The following is a 15,270-nucleotide window of genomic DNA, read 5'->3' as shown; positions in this document are numbered from 1 at the left end:
CCGCTGTGCGGTCGAGTGCTTCTGAGCAGTGGATAGTAGTTTCCTCATCGTGGAACTTCAATGGTTTGTTGATGTCGAGATTCTCTGAGTCGAGGCAAGGTGGCGCAGGGTGCCACCCCGTTCACTCAAGGTGGCCCAGGTCCGCCTCGGTGTCGATGTCATAGGCCTCGGCCACGTCGGAGCACTCCACCAGCGTGACCTCCCGCGCGTGTTCCCGCAGGTAGGCGCGGGCCCCCTGGTCGCCGGAGGCGCTCTGCGCGATGCCGGCCCAGTGCGCGGCCCCGAACAGCACGGGATGCCCGCGCACGCCGCCGTAGGAGGCCGCGACGAGCGAGTCCTCGTCGCGGTGGGCGGCCCGCACCCGGGCCATCGCGGCGGCGCCGATCCCCGGCTGGTCGACGAGCGTGACGAGGGCGGCCCGCGCCCCGGTGGCGCCGAGCGACTCCAGCCCGGCCCGCAGGGACGAACCCATGCCCTGCTCCCACCCCGGGTTCTCCACCAGCACGCACCCGGAGAGCTCCGCGCGCTCGCGTACGACGTCGGCGCTCGCTCCCAGCACCACGTGCACGCGCGTGCAGCCGGCCGCGCGCAGCGCCGCGACGGCGTGCTCCACCAGAGGCCGCCCGCGATGCACCAGCAGGGCCTTGGGGCGCCCGCCGAGCCGGCGTCCGCCACCGGCGGCGAGCACGAGTCCGGCGACGGGGTCCTCGATCGGTTCGCTCATACGTCCTGCATACCTGACGCCACGTCAATCCCGGGGCGCCCGGCAGGGCGGAAATTCGCGTCCATCGCTGGCGGACCGCGCACAGGGTGGCGTTTACTGACCCGCGAACCGGCGGGAGCCGGGGCGGGCGAGGGGGAGGACTGTGTTGCGGAGCTTAGGGCAGAGACCGGTGACCGGTAGCGGCGAGGACCCCAGGGTGACGGGCCTGCGGACAGCGGTGTCCCGCCTGCGCCGCGAACTGGCCGCCCACCCGGCCGACTTCCCCGACCGCGCCATCGCCGAGGACGAACTGGCCGCTCTGGCCGCGATGACGACGTACGGCATCCCCGAGATCCCCCGCATGCGCGGCTCCCTGCTGCTGATCGCGGGCGCGATCGGCTCGGTGAGCGCGTTGGCGAGGGGCCTGGCGGAGGTCAGGGACGCGGTGGAACTGTTCGGGGGGCCTTCGGGGGGCTGACCCAGGGGCGCGGAGCTGTATCGATATGCGGCTCCGCCGCGTGGGCGCGAGCAGCCACGAATCACCGGTAGCCGCGATCGCGCAGCAGTACCCCCTGCAGAGGGCGAAAAATCAGGCCCCGGAACTCACAAGCGCCTGGGACAGCTCGGCGGCGACCTGCTGCAGCACCGGCACGATCCGCTCGGTGACCTCCTCGGTCACCCGCCCCGCGGGCCCGGAGATGGAGATGGCCGCCGCGGTGGGAGAGTCCGGCACGGACACCGCGAGGCACCGCACCCCGATCTCCTGCTCGTTGTCGTCCACGGCGTACCCCATCCGCCGCACATCCTCCAGCGCGGCGAGGAACCCCTCGGGCGTGGTGATGGTCTTCTCCGTCGCGGCAGGCATCCCGGTACGGGCCAGCAGCGCCCGCACCTCCTCCGCCGGCGTGTACGCCAGCAGCGCCTTGCCCACGCCGGTGGAGTGCGGCAGCACCCGGCGCCCGACCTCGGTGAACATCCGCATGGAGTGCTTGGACGGCACCTGCGCCACGTACACGATCTCGTCGCCGTCCAGCAGGGCCATGTTCGCCGTCTCGCCGGTCTCCTCGACCAGCCGGGCGAGGTAGGGCCGGGCCCATGTGCCGAGCAGCCGGGACGCCGACTCCCCGAGGCGGATGAGCCGCGGCCCGAGCGCGTACCGGCGGTTCGACTGCTGACGGACGTATCCGCAGGCCACGAGGGTGCGCATGAGGCGGTGAATGGTCGGCAGCGGCAGCCCGCTGCTGGCCGAGAGCTCGCTCAGCCCGACCTCACCGCCGGCGTCCGCCATCCGCTCCAGGAGGTCGAAGGCGCGCTCGAGGGACTGGACCCCGCCGGTGGCGGATTTGGCGGAGTCGGTGGTGCTGGCGCTGGACGTCGGCACGGCGCGTTCCTTTCGGGGCTGGCGGGAGGGCAGAAGCCTACCCGGCAGTCGGTTGACTCCCCGCTTGTGCGTAGCTACGTTCTGCGTGACGGAATTGTATTTCCGCTTTGTGGAAACGTCCAGAAGGCGCGCTTGCGGGTGCACTGTGGAGAAGTGTGCTCTTGACGACGCTCTGGCGGGAGTGAAGACTCCCTCAACAGCAGCTTCAACAGAACGTTGAATTCCGTTACGCCGATGTGAACGCGTACGGGATCCGACGCGGCAGAGAGGGGTCCGGGTGTCCGACGCTGAACTGGTGCTGCGCTCGACGCGCGTCATCACGCCCGAGGGGACGCGCGCGGCGTCCGTCGCGGTGGCCGACGGCCAGATCACCGCCGTACTGCCGTACGACGCGCCCGTACCGGCCGGTGCCCGGCTGGAGGACCTCGGCGACCACGTCCTGCTGCCCGGCCTGGTCGACACGCACGTGCACGTCAACGACCCCGGGCGCACCGAGTGGGAGGGCTTCTGGACCGCCACGCGCGCGGCGGCGGCCGGCGGCATCACCACCCTGATCGACATGCCGCTCAACTCCCTGCCCCCGACCACGACCGTGGAGAACCTGCGGGTGAAGCAGGACGTGGCCCGGGAGAAGGCGCACATCGACGTCGGCTTCTGGGGCGGCGCCCTGCCCGACAACGTCAAGGACCTGCGCCCGCTGCACGAGTCCGGCGTCTTCGGCTTCAAGGCGTTCCTGTCGCCGTCCGGCGTGGAGGAGTTCCCGCACCTGGACCAGGACCAGCTCGCCCAGTCCCTCGCGGAGATCGCCTCCTTCGACGGACTGCTGATCGTGCACGCCGAGGACCCGCACCACCTGGCGGCGGCCCCGCAGCACGGCGGCCCCAAGTACGCCGACTTCCTCGCCAGCCGGCCGCGCGACGCCGAGGACACCGCCATCGCCCAGCTGATCGCCCAGGCGAAGCGGCTGAACGCGCGCGTGCACGTCCTGCACCTGTCCTCCTCCGACGCGCTGCCGCTGATCGCCGAGGCCAGGGCCGAGGGCGTCCGCATCACGGTCGAGACCTGCCCGCACTACCTCACCCTGACCGCCGAGGAAGTCCCCGACGGCGCGAGCGAGTTCAAGTGCTGCCCGCCCATCCGCGAGGCCGCCAACCGGGACCTGCTGTGGCAGGCCCTCGCCGACGGCACCATCGACTGCGTGGTCACCGACCACTCGCCCTCCACGGTCGACCTGAAGACCGAGGACTTCGCCACCGCCTGGGGCGGCATCTCCGGCCTCCAGCTCAGCCTGGCCGCCGTATGGACCGAGGCCCGCGAGCGCGGGTACGGCCTGGAGGATGTGGTCCGCTGGATGTCCGCGCGCACCTCCGAACTGGCGGGTCTGACGCAGAAGGGCGCCATCGAGGCCGGCCGGGACGCCGACTTCGCCGTCCTCGCCCCGGACGAGACCTTCACCGTCGACCCGGCCGCCCTCCAGCACCGCAACCGCGTCACCGCGTACGCCGGGAAGACGCTGTACGGCGTCGTGAAGTCCACCTGGCTGCGGGGCGAGCGCATCGTCGCCGACGGCGAGTTCACCGAGCCGAAGGGCCGCCTCCTCACCCGCGCCCACTGAACCCACCCATCGAGCTTCGAAAGGCAGACCTGATCACTGTGACGGCGATACCCAGCTTCACCGGCGACGCGAACCCCTACGGAGGCGGCGACCCGTACGCGGACTACCGCACCGCCGACTTCCCCTTCACCCAGTACGCGAACCTCGCCGACCGGCAGCTCGGGGCCGGGGTCATCGCCGCCAACGACGAGTTCTTCGCCCAGCGGGAGAACCTGCTGGTGCCGGAGCGCGCCGAGTTCGACCCGGAGCACTTCGGCCACAAGGGCAAGATCATGGACGGCTGGGAGACCCGGCGCCGCCGCGGTGTCTCCGCCGAGCACCCGTGGCCGACCGCCGAGGACCACGACTGGGCGCTGGTCCGGCTCGGCGCGCCCGGCGTGATCCGCGGCATCGTCGTCGACACCGCCCACTTCCGCGGCAACTACCCGCAGGCGGTGTCGGTCGAGGGCACGTCGGTAGCGGGTTCCCCCTCGCCGGAGGAGCTGCTGGGCGACGACGTCAAGTGGACGACGCTCGTTCCGCGCACCGCGGTCGGCGGCCACGCGGCCAACGGCTTCGCCGTCTCCGCGGAGCAGCGCTTCACCCACCTGCGGGTCAACCAGCACCCCGACGGCGGCATCGCCCGCCTGCGCGTGTACGGCGAGGTCGTGCCCGACCCCGCCTGGCTGTCGGTGCTGGGCACCTTCGACGTGGTCGCGCTGGAGAACGGCGGCCAGGTCGAGGACGCCTCCAACCTCTTCTACTCGCCGGCCACCAACACCATCCAGCCGGGCCGCTCCCGCAAGATGGACGACGGCTGGGAGACCCGGCGCCGCCGCGACCAGGGCAACGACTGGATCCGCTACCGCCTGGTCGCCCAGTCGCAGATCCGGGCCGTCGAGATCGACACGGCCTACCTGAAGGGCAACAGCGCCGGCTGGGCGTCCGTCTCCGTCAAGGACGGCGAGGACGGAGAGTGGACCGAGGTCGTCCCGCGCACCCGCCTCCAGCCCGACACCAACCACCGCTTCGTCCTGCCGGCCCCTGCCGTCGGCACGCACGCGCGCGTGGACATCTTCCCGGACGGCGGCATCTCCCGCCTGCGCCTGTTCGGCTCCCTGACGGACTCCGGCACGAACGCCCTGGCGGCCCGCCACCAGGAGCTTGGCGGCTGAGTCCGCGGCTGACTGCGGGGCGCACCGGCCTGGACAGCACTGGTGCGCCCCGCCTCTTTTCAGGGCCTCCGTTCTCCGTGCATCCGCGCCGGGTGGCTCACGCGGCGTGGCCGCCGTCGACGGAGAACTCGGCGCCCGTGACGTACGCGGCGTCGGGCCCGGCCAGGTAGGTCACCATCGCCGCCACCTCGTCGGCGGTACCGAAGCGGCCGAGCGCGGTCATGGCGGCCTGCCCGGCCGCGTAGGGGCCGTCGGCCGGGTTCATGTCCGTGTCGGTGGGACCGGGGTGCACCACGTTCGCGGTGATCCGGCGCGGACCGAGCTCGCGCGCGAGCGCCTTGGTGAGACCGGTCAGGGCCGCCTTGCCGGTCGTGTACAGCGTTCCGCCGGGCCCCGGCACCCGCTGGGTCATGCAGGTGCCGATGGTGATGATCCGCCCGCCGTCCGGCATCCGCGCGGCGGCCGCCTGACAGGCCAGGAACACCCCGCGCACATTCACCGCGAGGACCCGGTCCACATCGGCGAGGCCGAGGTCGGCCAGCGGCCCGAGGACGCCCAGGCCCGCGTTGTTCACCAGCACGTCGAACCGGCCCAGGGCGTCGGCCGCCGCGTGCACGGCCCCGGCCGCCTCCGCCGCGTCCCCGGCGTCCGCGCGCAGCGCCACCGCCCGGCGCCCCAGCGCCTCGATCGCCCGTACGACGTCGTCCGCCGCGTCCTTGCCGTTCACATAGGTCAGCGCCACATCGGCCCCGGCCCGGGCCAGCCGCAGCGCGGTCGCCGCACCGATGCCCCGGCTGCCGCCGGTGACCAGGGCCACCTTGCCGTTCAGAGGGGCGTCGGTGCTGGTCAGGGGTGCTTCGTTCGTCGTTGTCATACGTCCATCTCAGCGGCCCGAGGCCAGGAAGGCTGGCGGCGATCGGACATCGACTCCAGGGGGCACGTCGCCCGACCTCAGAGAGTCCGAGGGGCGCGGAACTCGCGCATCCGGCGGCGCGTTCTCCCCACGTGACTCTTCAGCAAGAAATCGTCGGCAACGCCATGCAGATGGCGGTCGTGAACCTCGCCCCGGGCCAGACCGTGTACTGCGAGGCGGGCAAGTTCCTGTTCAAGACGTCGAACGTGACGATGGAGACCCGCCTGACGGGCCCGTCGAACGAGACGGGGCAGCAGAGCGGCGGCTCGGGCACCTCCGGAGGCATGGGCGGCCTGCTGCGCCAGGCGATGGGCACCGCCATGCAGGTCGGCCAGCGCGTCCTGGCGGGCGAGTCCCTGGCGTTCCAGTACTTCACCTCGCAGAGCGGCGAGGGCACGGTCGCCTTCGCGGGCGTGCTCCCGGGCGAGATGCGGGCCCTGGAGCTGGACGGCACGCGCGCGTGGTTCGCCGAGAAGGACGCCTTCGTCGCCGCCGAGTCGACCGTCGACTTCGGCATCGCCTTCCAGGGCGGCCGCACCGGCATGAAGGGCGGCGAGGGCTTCATCCTGGAGAAGTTCACCGGCCGCGGCACCGTGATCATCGCCGGCGCGGGCAACTTCATCGACCTCAACCCCGCCGACTTCGGCGGCCGGATCGAGGTCGACACCGGCTGCGTCGTCGCCTTCGAGGAGGGCATCCAGTACGGCGTCCAGCGCGTGGGCGGCCTCAACCGCCAGGGCGTGATGAACGCCGTGCTGGGCGGCGAGGGCCTGTCCCTGGCCACGCTCGAGGGCAACGGCCGGGTGATCCTGCAGTCCCTCACCATCGAGGGCCTGGCCAACGCCCTGAAGAAGGCCCAGGGCGGGGACAAGCAGGGCCCGACGGGAGGCCTCTTCTCGACGAACGCGGGGTGAGGGGCGCGAGCGGCCGATGAGTTGCGGGCGCCGGCGGGGTCTGCCCTGATGAACAGCAGACCCCGCACCCGGAAGAAGGCGCTCGCCATGGGCACGCTCGTCTCTCAGATCTTCGTCACCCTCGACGGCGTCTACCAGGCGCCCGGCGGCCCCGAGGAGGACACCCGCGACGGCTTCGAACAGGGCGGCTGGACCGTCCCCTACGGCGACGACGACTTCGGCGGCTTCGTCACCGAGGTCTTCAGCCGCCCGGCCGCGTTCCTCCTCGGCCGCCACACCTACGACATCTTCGCCTCCTACTGGCCGAAGATGACCGACCCGGCCGACCCGATCGCGGGCCCGCTCAACAGCCTGCCGAAGTACGTCGTGTCCTCGACGCTCGCCGACGACCCCGGCTGGGCCGGCACCACCGTGCTGCGCGGCGACCTCGCCAAGGAGGTCACCTCCCTGAAGGAGCGCACGGACGGCGAGATCCAGATCCACGGCAGCGGCGCCCTCGTCGCCTCCCTCCTCGACCTCGGCCTCGTCGACACCCTCCACCTCCTCACCTTCCCGGTCGTCCTCGGCGCCGGCCGCCGCCTCTTCCAGCAGGGCGCCGTCCCGACGGCCTTCCGTCACACAGCGGGCCGCATCACCTCGACGGGCGTCACCATCCAGACCTATGACCGCGCGGGGACCCCGACGTACGGCTCGTACGCGCTGCCCGAGGAGGCCTGAGGCCGCGTCCGTCCACCGGAAAGGCCTGGCCGAAAGATCACCTGCCCCGGTACGGTGACCCTCCCCGTGCGAGCCGCCGCCGTCTCCACGCATGCCCACTCGCTGGAGTCGGGAAGGACGACCGCCCGCCGGTACGGGAAGGGCGTCCGCCCGCTGGAGACCGGGAGCCGCAGCCGCCGTGTCGACGATCGCCGTACCCCGCCCCCTGGCGCCCCGCCGCGCCTGGCTCACCGATCTGCCGCTGCTGCTGGTCGCGGCCGTCTGGGGCGGGAGTTACCTCGCCGCCAAGGACATCACCACCGCGCGCACGGTCCTGGCCGTGCTGGTGTTGAGGTTCGCCCTCGTCCTGCCGGCGCTGGTGCTCGCCTCCTGGCGGGGCCTGCGCGCACTCGGGCCCGCGCAGTGGCGCGGCGCCGGACTGCTCGGCCTGATCCTGAGCGGCATCTTCCTGCTGGAGACGTACGGCGTCGTGCACACGTCGGCGACCAACGCGGGCCTGATCATCAGCCTCACCATGATCTTCACCCCGCTCGCCGAGGCCGCCGTCACCCGCACCCGACCCGCGCGGGCCTTCCTCGGCGCGGCGGCCCTCTCCGTCGTCGGCGTCGTCCTGCTGACCCAGGGCGGCGGCTTCACCCGCCCCGCGGCCGGGGACCTGCTGATGCTGCTCGCCGCCCTCGCGCGGACCGTGCACGTGCTGGTCATGGCGCGGCTGAAGCACGTACAGGAAGCGGGCGCACTGCCGCTGACGACGGTCCAACTCGGCACCGCGGTCGTGGTGTTCGCACTGCTGTCGACCGGGTCGGACACCACCCCGTGGGCCACCGCGGCCGACTTCGGGGCGCGGGAGTGGGCCGGGCTGCTGTTCCTGTCGGCCCTGTGCACGCTGTTCGCCTTCTTCGTGCAGATGTGGGCCGTGCGCCGCACCTCCCCGTCCCGGGTCAGCCTGCTGCTCGGCACCGAGCCGCTGTGGGCGGCCGCGGCCGGTATCGCCCTCGGCGGCGAACGGCTCGGCGCGCTCGGTCTGCTGGGCGGGGCGCTGGTGCTGGTGGGGACGGCGTGGGGGCGCCGGTCGTCAGGTTAACTCCCCGAAAACTCAGGGGACGAGCCGGGAAATTCTCCCTACTTGTCATTGACATGCCACGCTCTACGCGCGTCATCATGACGTCATGAGATTCCCCCCACGCATCACCCGCCTCGGCGCCGCCGCGGCTCTTGTGTCCGCCGTCCTCCTGGGCGGCACCGTCTCCGCCAGCACCGCCACCGCCGCCCCCACAGCGGTCGGCAGCATCTGCTACGGCGACCTGCCCTCCCAGGCGTACGACACCCTGCGCCTGATCGAGCAGGGCGGACCCTTCCCGTACTCCCAGGACGGCTCCGTCTTCTCCAACCGCGAGGGAGTCCTGCCCTCGCACACGACCGGCTACTACCACGAGTACACGGTGAAGACCCCCAACGTCTCCACCCGTGGCGCCCGCCGGATCGTCACCGGGCAGGACTACCAGGAGGACTACTACACCGCGGACCACTACGCGGCGTTCGACCTGATCGACTACGACTGCTGACCACGCGTGGACGCCGGAGCCCGGGTGGCGTTCACCCGGGCTTCCGGCTCTCCGCTGCGGCGAACAGCGCGAACGCCAGCACGACCAGGGCGACACTCGCGTAGATCTCGTAGCCGTCGAGGAACCCGAGCCGCCGCACCAGGCCCACGTCCCAGTGGACCCACTCGTGCAGCAGACCGAGGACGCCCTGCACCAGGGCGAGCAAGCCGAGCACTTCCAGCACCTGTTTCATGCACCCGACTCTCGCCCCGCGGACCCCCCACGCACATCGGCCGCGGGGCGAGACCCCACCGACGGAAGTCGCCGGTCACGGACGGTCGGGGCGCCGAAGGACGACGATCGTGCGACTTAAGTCGACGCCCGCCCGCGCGGGGCGGTGACAGGGGCCGCACCTGCGTAGATTTGGCGACCGTGAAGGGTGACGGTACGCAGACCACGGGGCCGACGGGGCCGGCGTTCGAGGGGCGCCGGTGGCTGTTCCCGTCCGCCGTCATCCATGAGCTGGACCCCGACGCCGTACGGCCGGGACGCCGGCCCCGCCGCACCGCGCGCGACTGGCTCGTCGACTTCAGCTGCTTCCTGCTGGCCGTCGGCATCGGCCTGCTGGCCGCCGACGGTCTGCCCGACGAGCATCTGCCGCGGGGCCTCGCCCTCCTCGACCAGTGGCTCGGCGCCCTGGCCTGCGCCGCGGTGTGGCTGCGCAGGCGGTGGCCGGTCGGGCTGGCCGTCGCCCTGCTCCCCGTCGGACTGCTGTCGGCCACCTCCGGCGGCGCCTGCCTGATCGCCGTCTTCGCCCTCGCGGTGCACCGGCCCTTCCGCTACGTCGCCTGGATCGGCGGCGCCAGTCTCGCGTTGCAGCCGCTCTACTACTGGCTGCGGCCCGAGCCCGGCCTGCCGTACCTGGTGGCCGTGGCGTTCAGCCTGGTGATCACGGTCGCGGTCATCAGCTGCGGTCTGCTCGTCCGTTCCAAGCGGCAGCTCATGCTGAGCCTGCGGGACCGGGCCCGCCGGGCCGAGACCGAGGCGCGGCTGCGGGCCGAACAGGCGCAGCGCCTTGCGCGGGAGGCCATCGCCCGGGAGATGCACGACGTGCTCGCGCACCGGCTGACCCTGCTCAGCGTGCACGCCGGGGCCCTGGAGTTCCGCCCGGACGCGCCCCGCGACGAGGTCGCCCGCGCGGCCGGCGTCATCCGGGAGAGCGCGCACGACGCCCTGCAGGACCTGCGCGAGATCATCGGCGTACTGCGGGCGGGCGAGCCCGACGAGAACGGGCGACCGCAGCCGACGCTGGCCGCGCTGGACACGCTCGTCGCCGAGTCCCGGGAGGCGGGCATGAAGGTCACGCTCGCCCAGCAGGTCACGGACCCGGCCGCCGTGCCCGCCTCCGTCGGCCGCACCGCCTACCGGATCGCCCAGGAGTGCCTCACCAACGCCCGCAAGCACGCCCCGGGCACCGAGGTCACCGTCACCGTCACGGGCACCCCGGGCGACGGCCTGACCGTCGTCGTCCGCAACCCCGCCCCCGACGGCGAGGTCCCGCCCGTCCCCGGCTCCGGCCAGGGGCTCATCGGCCTCACGGAACGCGCCACGCTGGCGGGCGGCCGCCTGGAGCACGGGCCCACGGCGCGTGGCGGCTTCGAGGTACGGGCGTGGCTGCCGTGGGGGTGAGCCGCGTGCCCTTGTCGTGGTGCGATGGGGCGTCCCCAAGGCCGCGGGCTACCGCGCGAGCAGCCCCACACGCCCCGCGCTCGGCAACGGATCCCGCTCAGCCGTGCCGACCCCGCACGCGCCGCCACGCGGCCGTGATTTCGTAGCCCCATGACCGCTATCAAGGTGCTCCTCGTCGACGACGACCCCCTGGTGCGCACCGGGCTGTCCTTCATGATGGGCGGCTCCCCGGACATCGAGATCGTGGGCGAGGCCGCCGACGGCACCGAGGTCGAGGCGCTGGTGGAGCGCACCCGCCCGGACGTCGTCCTGATGGACATCCGGATGCCGGCCATGGACGGCCTGACCGCGACCGAGCGGCTGCGCGGCCGCGAAGGCGCCCCGCAGGTGGTCGTCCTGACGACCTTCCACGCCGACGAACAGGTGCTGCGCGCCCTGCGTGCGGGTGCCGCCGGGTTCGTCCTGAAGGACACCCCGCCCGCCGAGATCGTCGCCGCGGTCCGCAAGGTCGCGGCCGGCGACCCCGTCCTGTCGCCCACCGTCACCCGGCAGTTGATGGCCCACGCGGCCGGTCACACGGCCGGCTCCGCCGCCGACACCCGGCGCGCACGCGCGCGTGACCGCATCGCCCAGCTCAACGACCGCGAGCGCGAGGTCGCCGTCGCCGTCGGCCACGGCCGGTCCAACGCCGAGATCGCCGCGAGCCTGTTCATGAGCGTCGCCACCGTCAAGACGCACGTCTCCCGCATCCTCGCCAAGCTCGACCTCAACAACCGTGTGCAGATCGCCCTCCTCGCCCACGACGCGGGCTTGACCGAAACCGAAGAAGATCGGCGGAGCGGGCACTAGCGCGGACTCCCGTGCGTTGTGCGGGGTGAGGACACAGAGGTCACAAGGGGGAGGGTCCATGACCGAGGTGATCGACCTGGGGCAGTACGGGGACGCGTTCCGCACCGACCCGCACCCGGTCTACGCCGAGCTGCGCGCCCGCGGACCGGTGCACCGGGTGCGGCCACCGGGCGCGGGACCCGAGCACGAGACCTGGCTGGTCGTCGGCTACGAGGAGGCGCGCGCGGCGCTCGCCGACCCCCGGCTGGCCAAGGACCCCGCCAAGCTCGGCATGACGTTCCTCGACGAGGAGCACATCGGCAAGTATCTGCTGAGCGTCGACCCGCCCGACCACACCCGGCTGCGCTCCCTGGTCACCCGCGCCTTCACAACGCGCCGCGTGGAGCAACTGCGCCCGCGCGTGCAGCAGATCACCGACGAGCTGCTCGACGCGATGCTGCCGCACGGCCGCGCCGACCTCGTCGAGTCCTTCGCCTTCCCGCTGCCCATCACCGTCATCTGCGAACTGCTCGGCGTCCCCGAGATGGACCGCGCCGCCTTCCGCAAGATATCGACCGAGGTGGTGGCCCCCAGCAGTTCCGGCAGCGAGTACGACGCGGTGGTGCGCCTCGCCGAGTACCTCACCGAGCTCATCGCGGACAAGCAGAACAGCGGCCCGAGCGACGACCTGCTCAGCGACCTGATCCGCACCACCGCCGAGGACGGCGACCGGCTCTCCGTGGGCGAACTGCGCGGCATGGCCTATCTGCTGCTCATCGCCGGCCACGAGACGACCGTCAACCTCATCGCCAACGGCGTGCACGCCCTGCTCACCCATCCCGGCCAACTGGCGGCCCTGCGCGCCGACATGGGCCTGCTCGACGGCGCGATCGAGGAGATGCTGCGCTGGGAGGGCCCGGTGGAGGCGGCCACGTTCCGGTTCGCGGCCGAGCCGATGGAGATCGCCGGGGTGCCGATAGCGCAGGGCGAGTCGGTGCTGGTCGGCCTCACCGCCGCCGACCGCGACCCGGAGCGCTACGCGGACCCGGACCGCTTCGACATACGCCGCGACCCGCGCGGCCATGTCGCCTTCGGCCACGGCATCCACTTCTGCCTCGGCGCCCCGCTGGCCCGACTGGAGGGCCGTACGGCGATACGGTCCCTGCTGGAGCGCACCCCGGGCCTCGCCCTGGACGGCCCGTCCGGCGACTGGCTGCCGGGCATGCTGATGCGCGGCATGCGCAGCCTGCCGGTGCGCTGGTGAGTGCGCCGACGAGTGCGCTCGTGAGTGCGCTGGTGATCACCCTCCCCATGACCCCAAGGAGTCCCACAGCATGACCGCACCCTCCCTCCCCGCGGAGCTGGACCTGGACACGGCCCGACAGGCCCTGGCCGCCCAGCCGTTCAGCAGACTCCTCGGCACCCGGATCAGCGCCTTCGGCGACGGAGAGGCGGTCCTGGAGCTGGACATCCGCGAGGAACTCCACCAGCAGAACGGCTTCGTGCACGGCGGGGTCCTGTCCTACGCCGCGGACAACGCGATCACCTTCGCCGCGGGCAGCGCACTCGGCCCGGCCGTCCTGACCTCCGGCTTCTCCATCCAGTACGTCCGCCCGGCGCTCGGACACACCCTGCGGGCGGCCGCGCAGGTCGTGCACGCCGGCCGCCGCCAGGCCGTCGTCCGCTGCGACCTGCTGACCCTCGCGGAGGACGGCAAGGAAACACTGTGCGCGGTGGCGCAGGGCACGGTGCTGTCGGCCGGGACGTCGTCGTGAGCGGGGGCCGAACCAGGGGCGTGTGAGGCACGGCCAGGGGCATGTGAGGCACGGCCGGGGCGTGTGAGGCACGGCTGCGGGCTTGTGAGGGCAAGGCCGGCGCGCCGGACGAGGCCGGACCGGTGACTCAGGCCCCCAGGTCCCGCCCGCCCGGGATCTCGCCCAGCCTGACCGGTCTTCGCTCGCGCCGCGACAGCTCGCAGGCCTCGGCGATCCGCAGGGCCTGCAGGGCCTCGCGGCCGTCGCAGGGGTTGGCCCGCTCGCCGCGCACCACCTCGATGAACGCGGCGAGCTCGGCCTCGTAGGCGGGCCCGAAGCGCTCCAGGAAGCCGGTCCAGGGCTTGGACGCGGCGGGCGGCCCGGTCGGCTCGGTGGAGGCGATCGGCGTACGGTCGTCCAGGCCGACGGTGATCTGGTCCCGCTCACCGGCGAGTTCCATACGGACGTCGTAGCCGGCGCCGTTCAGCCGGGTCGCCGTCGCGGTGGCCAGGGTGCCGTCGTCCAGGGTGAGCACCACCGCGGCCGTGTCGACGTCACCGGCCTCGCGGAACATCCCGGGCCCGGCGTCGGACCCAGCCGCGAACACATCGACGACCTCATGGCCGGTCACCCAGCGCACGGCGTCGAAGTCGTGGATGAGGGTGTCCCGGTACAGCCCGCCCGACAGCGGCAGATAGGCGGCGGGCGGAGGCGCCTGGTCGGAGGTGATGGCCCGCACGGTGTGCAGCCGCCCCAGGCGCCCGGCCCGTACGGCCTCGCGGGCACCGGTGTAGCCGGTGTCGAAGCGACGCTGGAACCCCATCTGCAGGGCGGTCCCGGCCGTCTCCACCTCGGAGATCGCCTGCAGGGTGCCCGGCAGATCCAGTGCGATGGGCTTCTCGCAGAATACTGGCAGGCCCGAACGGGCGGCCCGCCCGATCAGCTCGGCGTGCGCGGAGGTCGCCGCCGTGATCACCACCGCGTCCACGCCCCACTTGAAGATCTCGTCCACACCGGGTGCCGCCGTCTCGCCCAGCCGGTGCGCCAGCTCCTGCGCCCGCCCGGGATCCACGTCCGTGAGGATCAGGGACCCGACGTCACGATGACGGCTCAGCGTGTTGGCATGGAAGGTGCCGATGCGGCCCGTACCGATGACCCCGATGCGCATGGAATCAAGGTGAGGGCGGACCGGCCATCTGTCAATCCGTATGTCCGGACAACCGGACTACACAACTTCCCGTCAACCCGTCACGGAGCTACGCTCGGGCCGTGCCGAAACCAGAAGTTGACCCGACCGTGCGACTCGAGCTCAGTGTGGACCGGAGCTCGCCGGTGCCGTTGTACTTCCAGCTGTCCCAGCAGCTGGAGGCCGCCATCGAGCACGGAACGCTCACCCCAGGCAGCCTCCTGGGCAACGAGATCGACCTCGCCGCCCGGCTCGGACTGTCCCGCCCCACGGTCCGCCAGGCCATCCAGTCCCTGGTCGACAAGGGCCTGCTGGTGCGCCGCCGCGGGGTCGGCACCCAGGTCGTGCACAGTCAGGTCAAGCGCCCGCTGGAACTCAGCAGCCTCTACGACGACCTGGAGGCGGCAGGCCAGCGCCCCGCGACAAAGGTCCTGGTCAACTCCCTCGTCCCGGCCTCGCCGGAGATCGCGGCGGCCCTCGGCGTCCCGGAGGGCAGCGACGTACACCGCGTGGAACGCCTGCGTCTGGCCCACGGCGAGCCGATGGCGTACCTCTGCAACCACCTGCCCACCGGCCTGCTGGACCTGGACACCGACCATCTGGAGTCCACCGGCCTCTACCGCCTGATGCGCGCCGCCGGCATCACCCTGCACAGCGCCCGCCAGTCCATCGGCGCCCGCGCCGCCACCGCCCCCGAGGCGGAGCGCCTCTTGGAGCCCGAGGGCGCCCCCCTCCTCACCATGCAGCGCACCACCTTCGACGACACCGGCCGCCCCGTCGAGCACGGCAACCACACCTACCGCGCCACGCGCTACTCCTTCGAGTTCCAGCTCCTCGTGCGCCCCTGAGCCCCGCTCGGACACCGATTTCCC

The 15,270-nt window shown here is 72.5% G+C and carries 17 protein-coding genes; 12 read left to right on the top strand and 5 right to left on the bottom strand.

The window, feature by feature from the left end:
• Nucleotides 1-121 precede the first annotated feature (121 nt).
• Complete coding sequence (locus ACIQ6Y_RS04150; protein ID WP_404032584.1) at nucleotides 122-724, bottom strand: NTP transferase domain-containing protein; 603 nt, start codon at nucleotides 722-724, stop codon at nucleotides 122-124.
• Nucleotides 725-893: 169 nt separating this feature from the next.
• Here ACIQ6Y_RS04150 and ACIQ6Y_RS04145 point away from each other — a divergent pair, with 169 nt between their 5' ends.
• Complete coding sequence (locus ACIQ6Y_RS04145) at nucleotides 894-1,181, top strand: DUF5955 family protein (protein WP_404032581.1); 288 nt, start codon at nucleotides 894-896, stop codon at nucleotides 1,179-1,181.
• Nucleotides 1,182-1,292: 111 nt separating this feature from the next.
• Here ACIQ6Y_RS04145 and ACIQ6Y_RS04140 read toward each other — a convergent pair whose 3' ends face one another.
• Nucleotides 1,293-2,084: an IclR family transcriptional regulator gene (locus tag ACIQ6Y_RS04140; RefSeq protein WP_404032578.1), complete on the bottom strand. Its 792-nt coding sequence runs from the start codon at nucleotides 2,082-2,084 to the stop codon at nucleotides 1,293-1,295.
• Between the two features lie 277 nt (nucleotides 2,085-2,361).
• On the opposite strand from ACIQ6Y_RS04140, the gene allB reads away from it, so the two are divergent.
• Nucleotides 2,362-3,699 carry an allantoinase AllB gene (gene allB / locus ACIQ6Y_RS04135; protein WP_404032574.1) on the top strand — a complete coding sequence of 446 codons (1,338 nt, stop codon included), beginning with the start codon at nucleotides 2,362-2,364 and terminating at the stop codon, nucleotides 3,697-3,699.
• 38 nt (nucleotides 3,700-3,737) lie between these two features.
• The gene (alc, locus tag ACIQ6Y_RS04130) at nucleotides 3,738-4,853 is read left to right on the top strand and encodes an allantoicase (RefSeq protein WP_404032572.1); all 1,116 of its coding nucleotides are present in this window, start codon (nucleotides 3,738-3,740) and stop codon (nucleotides 4,851-4,853) included.
• A gap of 97 nt (nucleotides 4,854-4,950) precedes the next feature.
• Here alc and ACIQ6Y_RS04125 read toward each other — a convergent pair whose 3' ends face one another.
• A complete protein-coding gene (locus tag ACIQ6Y_RS04125; protein WP_404032569.1) occupies nucleotides 4,951-5,727 on the bottom strand; it encodes an SDR family oxidoreductase in 777 nt (258 codons plus the stop codon).
• 131 nt (nucleotides 5,728-5,858) lie between these two features.
• Between ACIQ6Y_RS04125 and ACIQ6Y_RS04120 the strand changes: the two genes are divergently transcribed.
• The 4 genes from ACIQ6Y_RS04120 to ACIQ6Y_RS04105 all read left to right on the top strand — a co-directional run bounded on the left by ACIQ6Y_RS04120 (nucleotide 5,859) and on the right by ACIQ6Y_RS04105 (nucleotide 8,962).
• A complete protein-coding gene (locus ACIQ6Y_RS04120) occupies nucleotides 5,859-6,680 on the top strand; it encodes an AIM24 family protein (protein WP_404032566.1) in 822 nt (273 codons plus the stop codon).
• Nucleotides 6,681-6,767: 87 nt separating this feature from the next.
• The gene (locus ACIQ6Y_RS04115; RefSeq protein WP_404033691.1) at nucleotides 6,768-7,397 is read left to right on the top strand and encodes a dihydrofolate reductase family protein; all 630 of its coding nucleotides are present in this window, start codon (nucleotides 6,768-6,770) and stop codon (nucleotides 7,395-7,397) included.
• Between the two features lie 178 nt (nucleotides 7,398-7,575).
• Entirely contained in the window at nucleotides 7,576-8,481 is a 906-nt protein-coding gene (locus ACIQ6Y_RS04110; protein ID WP_404032564.1) for a DMT family transporter, read from the top strand.
• Nucleotides 8,482-8,566: 85 nt separating this feature from the next.
• Nucleotides 8,567-8,962, top strand: coding sequence for a ribonuclease domain-containing protein (locus ACIQ6Y_RS04105; protein ID WP_404032561.1), 396 nt, complete (start codon nucleotides 8,567-8,569; stop codon nucleotides 8,960-8,962).
• Between the two features lie 31 nt (nucleotides 8,963-8,993).
• On the opposite strand, the gene ACIQ6Y_RS04100 is transcribed toward ACIQ6Y_RS04105, so the two are convergent.
• Nucleotides 8,994-9,194 (bottom strand): hypothetical protein, encoded by a 201-nt coding sequence (locus ACIQ6Y_RS04100; protein WP_404032559.1) that lies wholly within the window; start codon nucleotides 9,192-9,194, stop codon nucleotides 8,994-8,996.
• A 179-nt stretch (nucleotides 9,195-9,373) separates the two neighbouring features.
• Here ACIQ6Y_RS04100 and ACIQ6Y_RS04095 point away from each other — a divergent pair, with 179 nt between their 5' ends.
• The 4 genes from ACIQ6Y_RS04095 to ACIQ6Y_RS04080 all read left to right on the top strand — a co-directional run bounded on the left by ACIQ6Y_RS04095 (nucleotide 9,374) and on the right by ACIQ6Y_RS04080 (nucleotide 13,233).
• Nucleotides 9,374-10,630, top strand: coding sequence for a histidine kinase (locus tag ACIQ6Y_RS04095; protein WP_404032556.1), 1,257 nt, complete (start codon nucleotides 9,374-9,376; stop codon nucleotides 10,628-10,630).
• A 150-nt stretch (nucleotides 10,631-10,780) separates the two neighbouring features.
• Nucleotides 10,781-11,479 carry a response regulator gene (locus tag ACIQ6Y_RS04090; RefSeq protein WP_404032553.1) on the top strand — a complete coding sequence of 233 codons (699 nt, stop codon included), beginning with the start codon at nucleotides 10,781-10,783 and terminating at the stop codon, nucleotides 11,477-11,479.
• Nucleotides 11,480-11,537: 58 nt separating this feature from the next.
• Nucleotides 11,538-12,722: a cytochrome P450 gene (locus ACIQ6Y_RS04085; protein WP_404032550.1), complete on the top strand. Its 1,185-nt coding sequence runs from the start codon at nucleotides 11,538-11,540 to the stop codon at nucleotides 12,720-12,722.
• A 70-nt stretch (nucleotides 12,723-12,792) separates the two neighbouring features.
• Entirely contained in the window at nucleotides 12,793-13,233 is a 441-nt protein-coding gene (locus ACIQ6Y_RS04080; RefSeq protein ID WP_404032547.1) for a PaaI family thioesterase, read from the top strand.
• A gap of 127 nt (nucleotides 13,234-13,360) precedes the next feature.
• Here the strand turns inward: ACIQ6Y_RS04080 and ACIQ6Y_RS04075 are convergent, their stop codons facing one another.
• On the bottom strand, nucleotides 13,361-14,380 hold the full coding sequence (locus ACIQ6Y_RS04075; RefSeq protein WP_404032544.1) for a Gfo/Idh/MocA family oxidoreductase: 1,020 nt from the start codon (nucleotides 14,378-14,380) through the stop codon (nucleotides 13,361-13,363).
• 128 nt (nucleotides 14,381-14,508) lie between these two features.
• On the opposite strand from ACIQ6Y_RS04075, the gene ACIQ6Y_RS04070 reads away from it, so the two are divergent.
• Nucleotides 14,509-15,246 carry a GntR family transcriptional regulator gene (locus ACIQ6Y_RS04070; protein ID WP_404032541.1) on the top strand — a complete coding sequence of 246 codons (738 nt, stop codon included), beginning with the start codon at nucleotides 14,509-14,511 and terminating at the stop codon, nucleotides 15,244-15,246.
• Nucleotides 15,247-15,270 lie beyond the last annotated feature (24 nt).

It is taken from the genome of Streptomyces sp. NPDC096205 (genome assembly GCF_044763135.1).
Taxonomy (GTDB): domain Bacteria; phylum Actinomycetota; class Actinomycetes; order Streptomycetales; family Streptomycetaceae; genus Streptomyces.
This window is presented reverse-complemented; position numbering and strand designations above follow the sequence as displayed.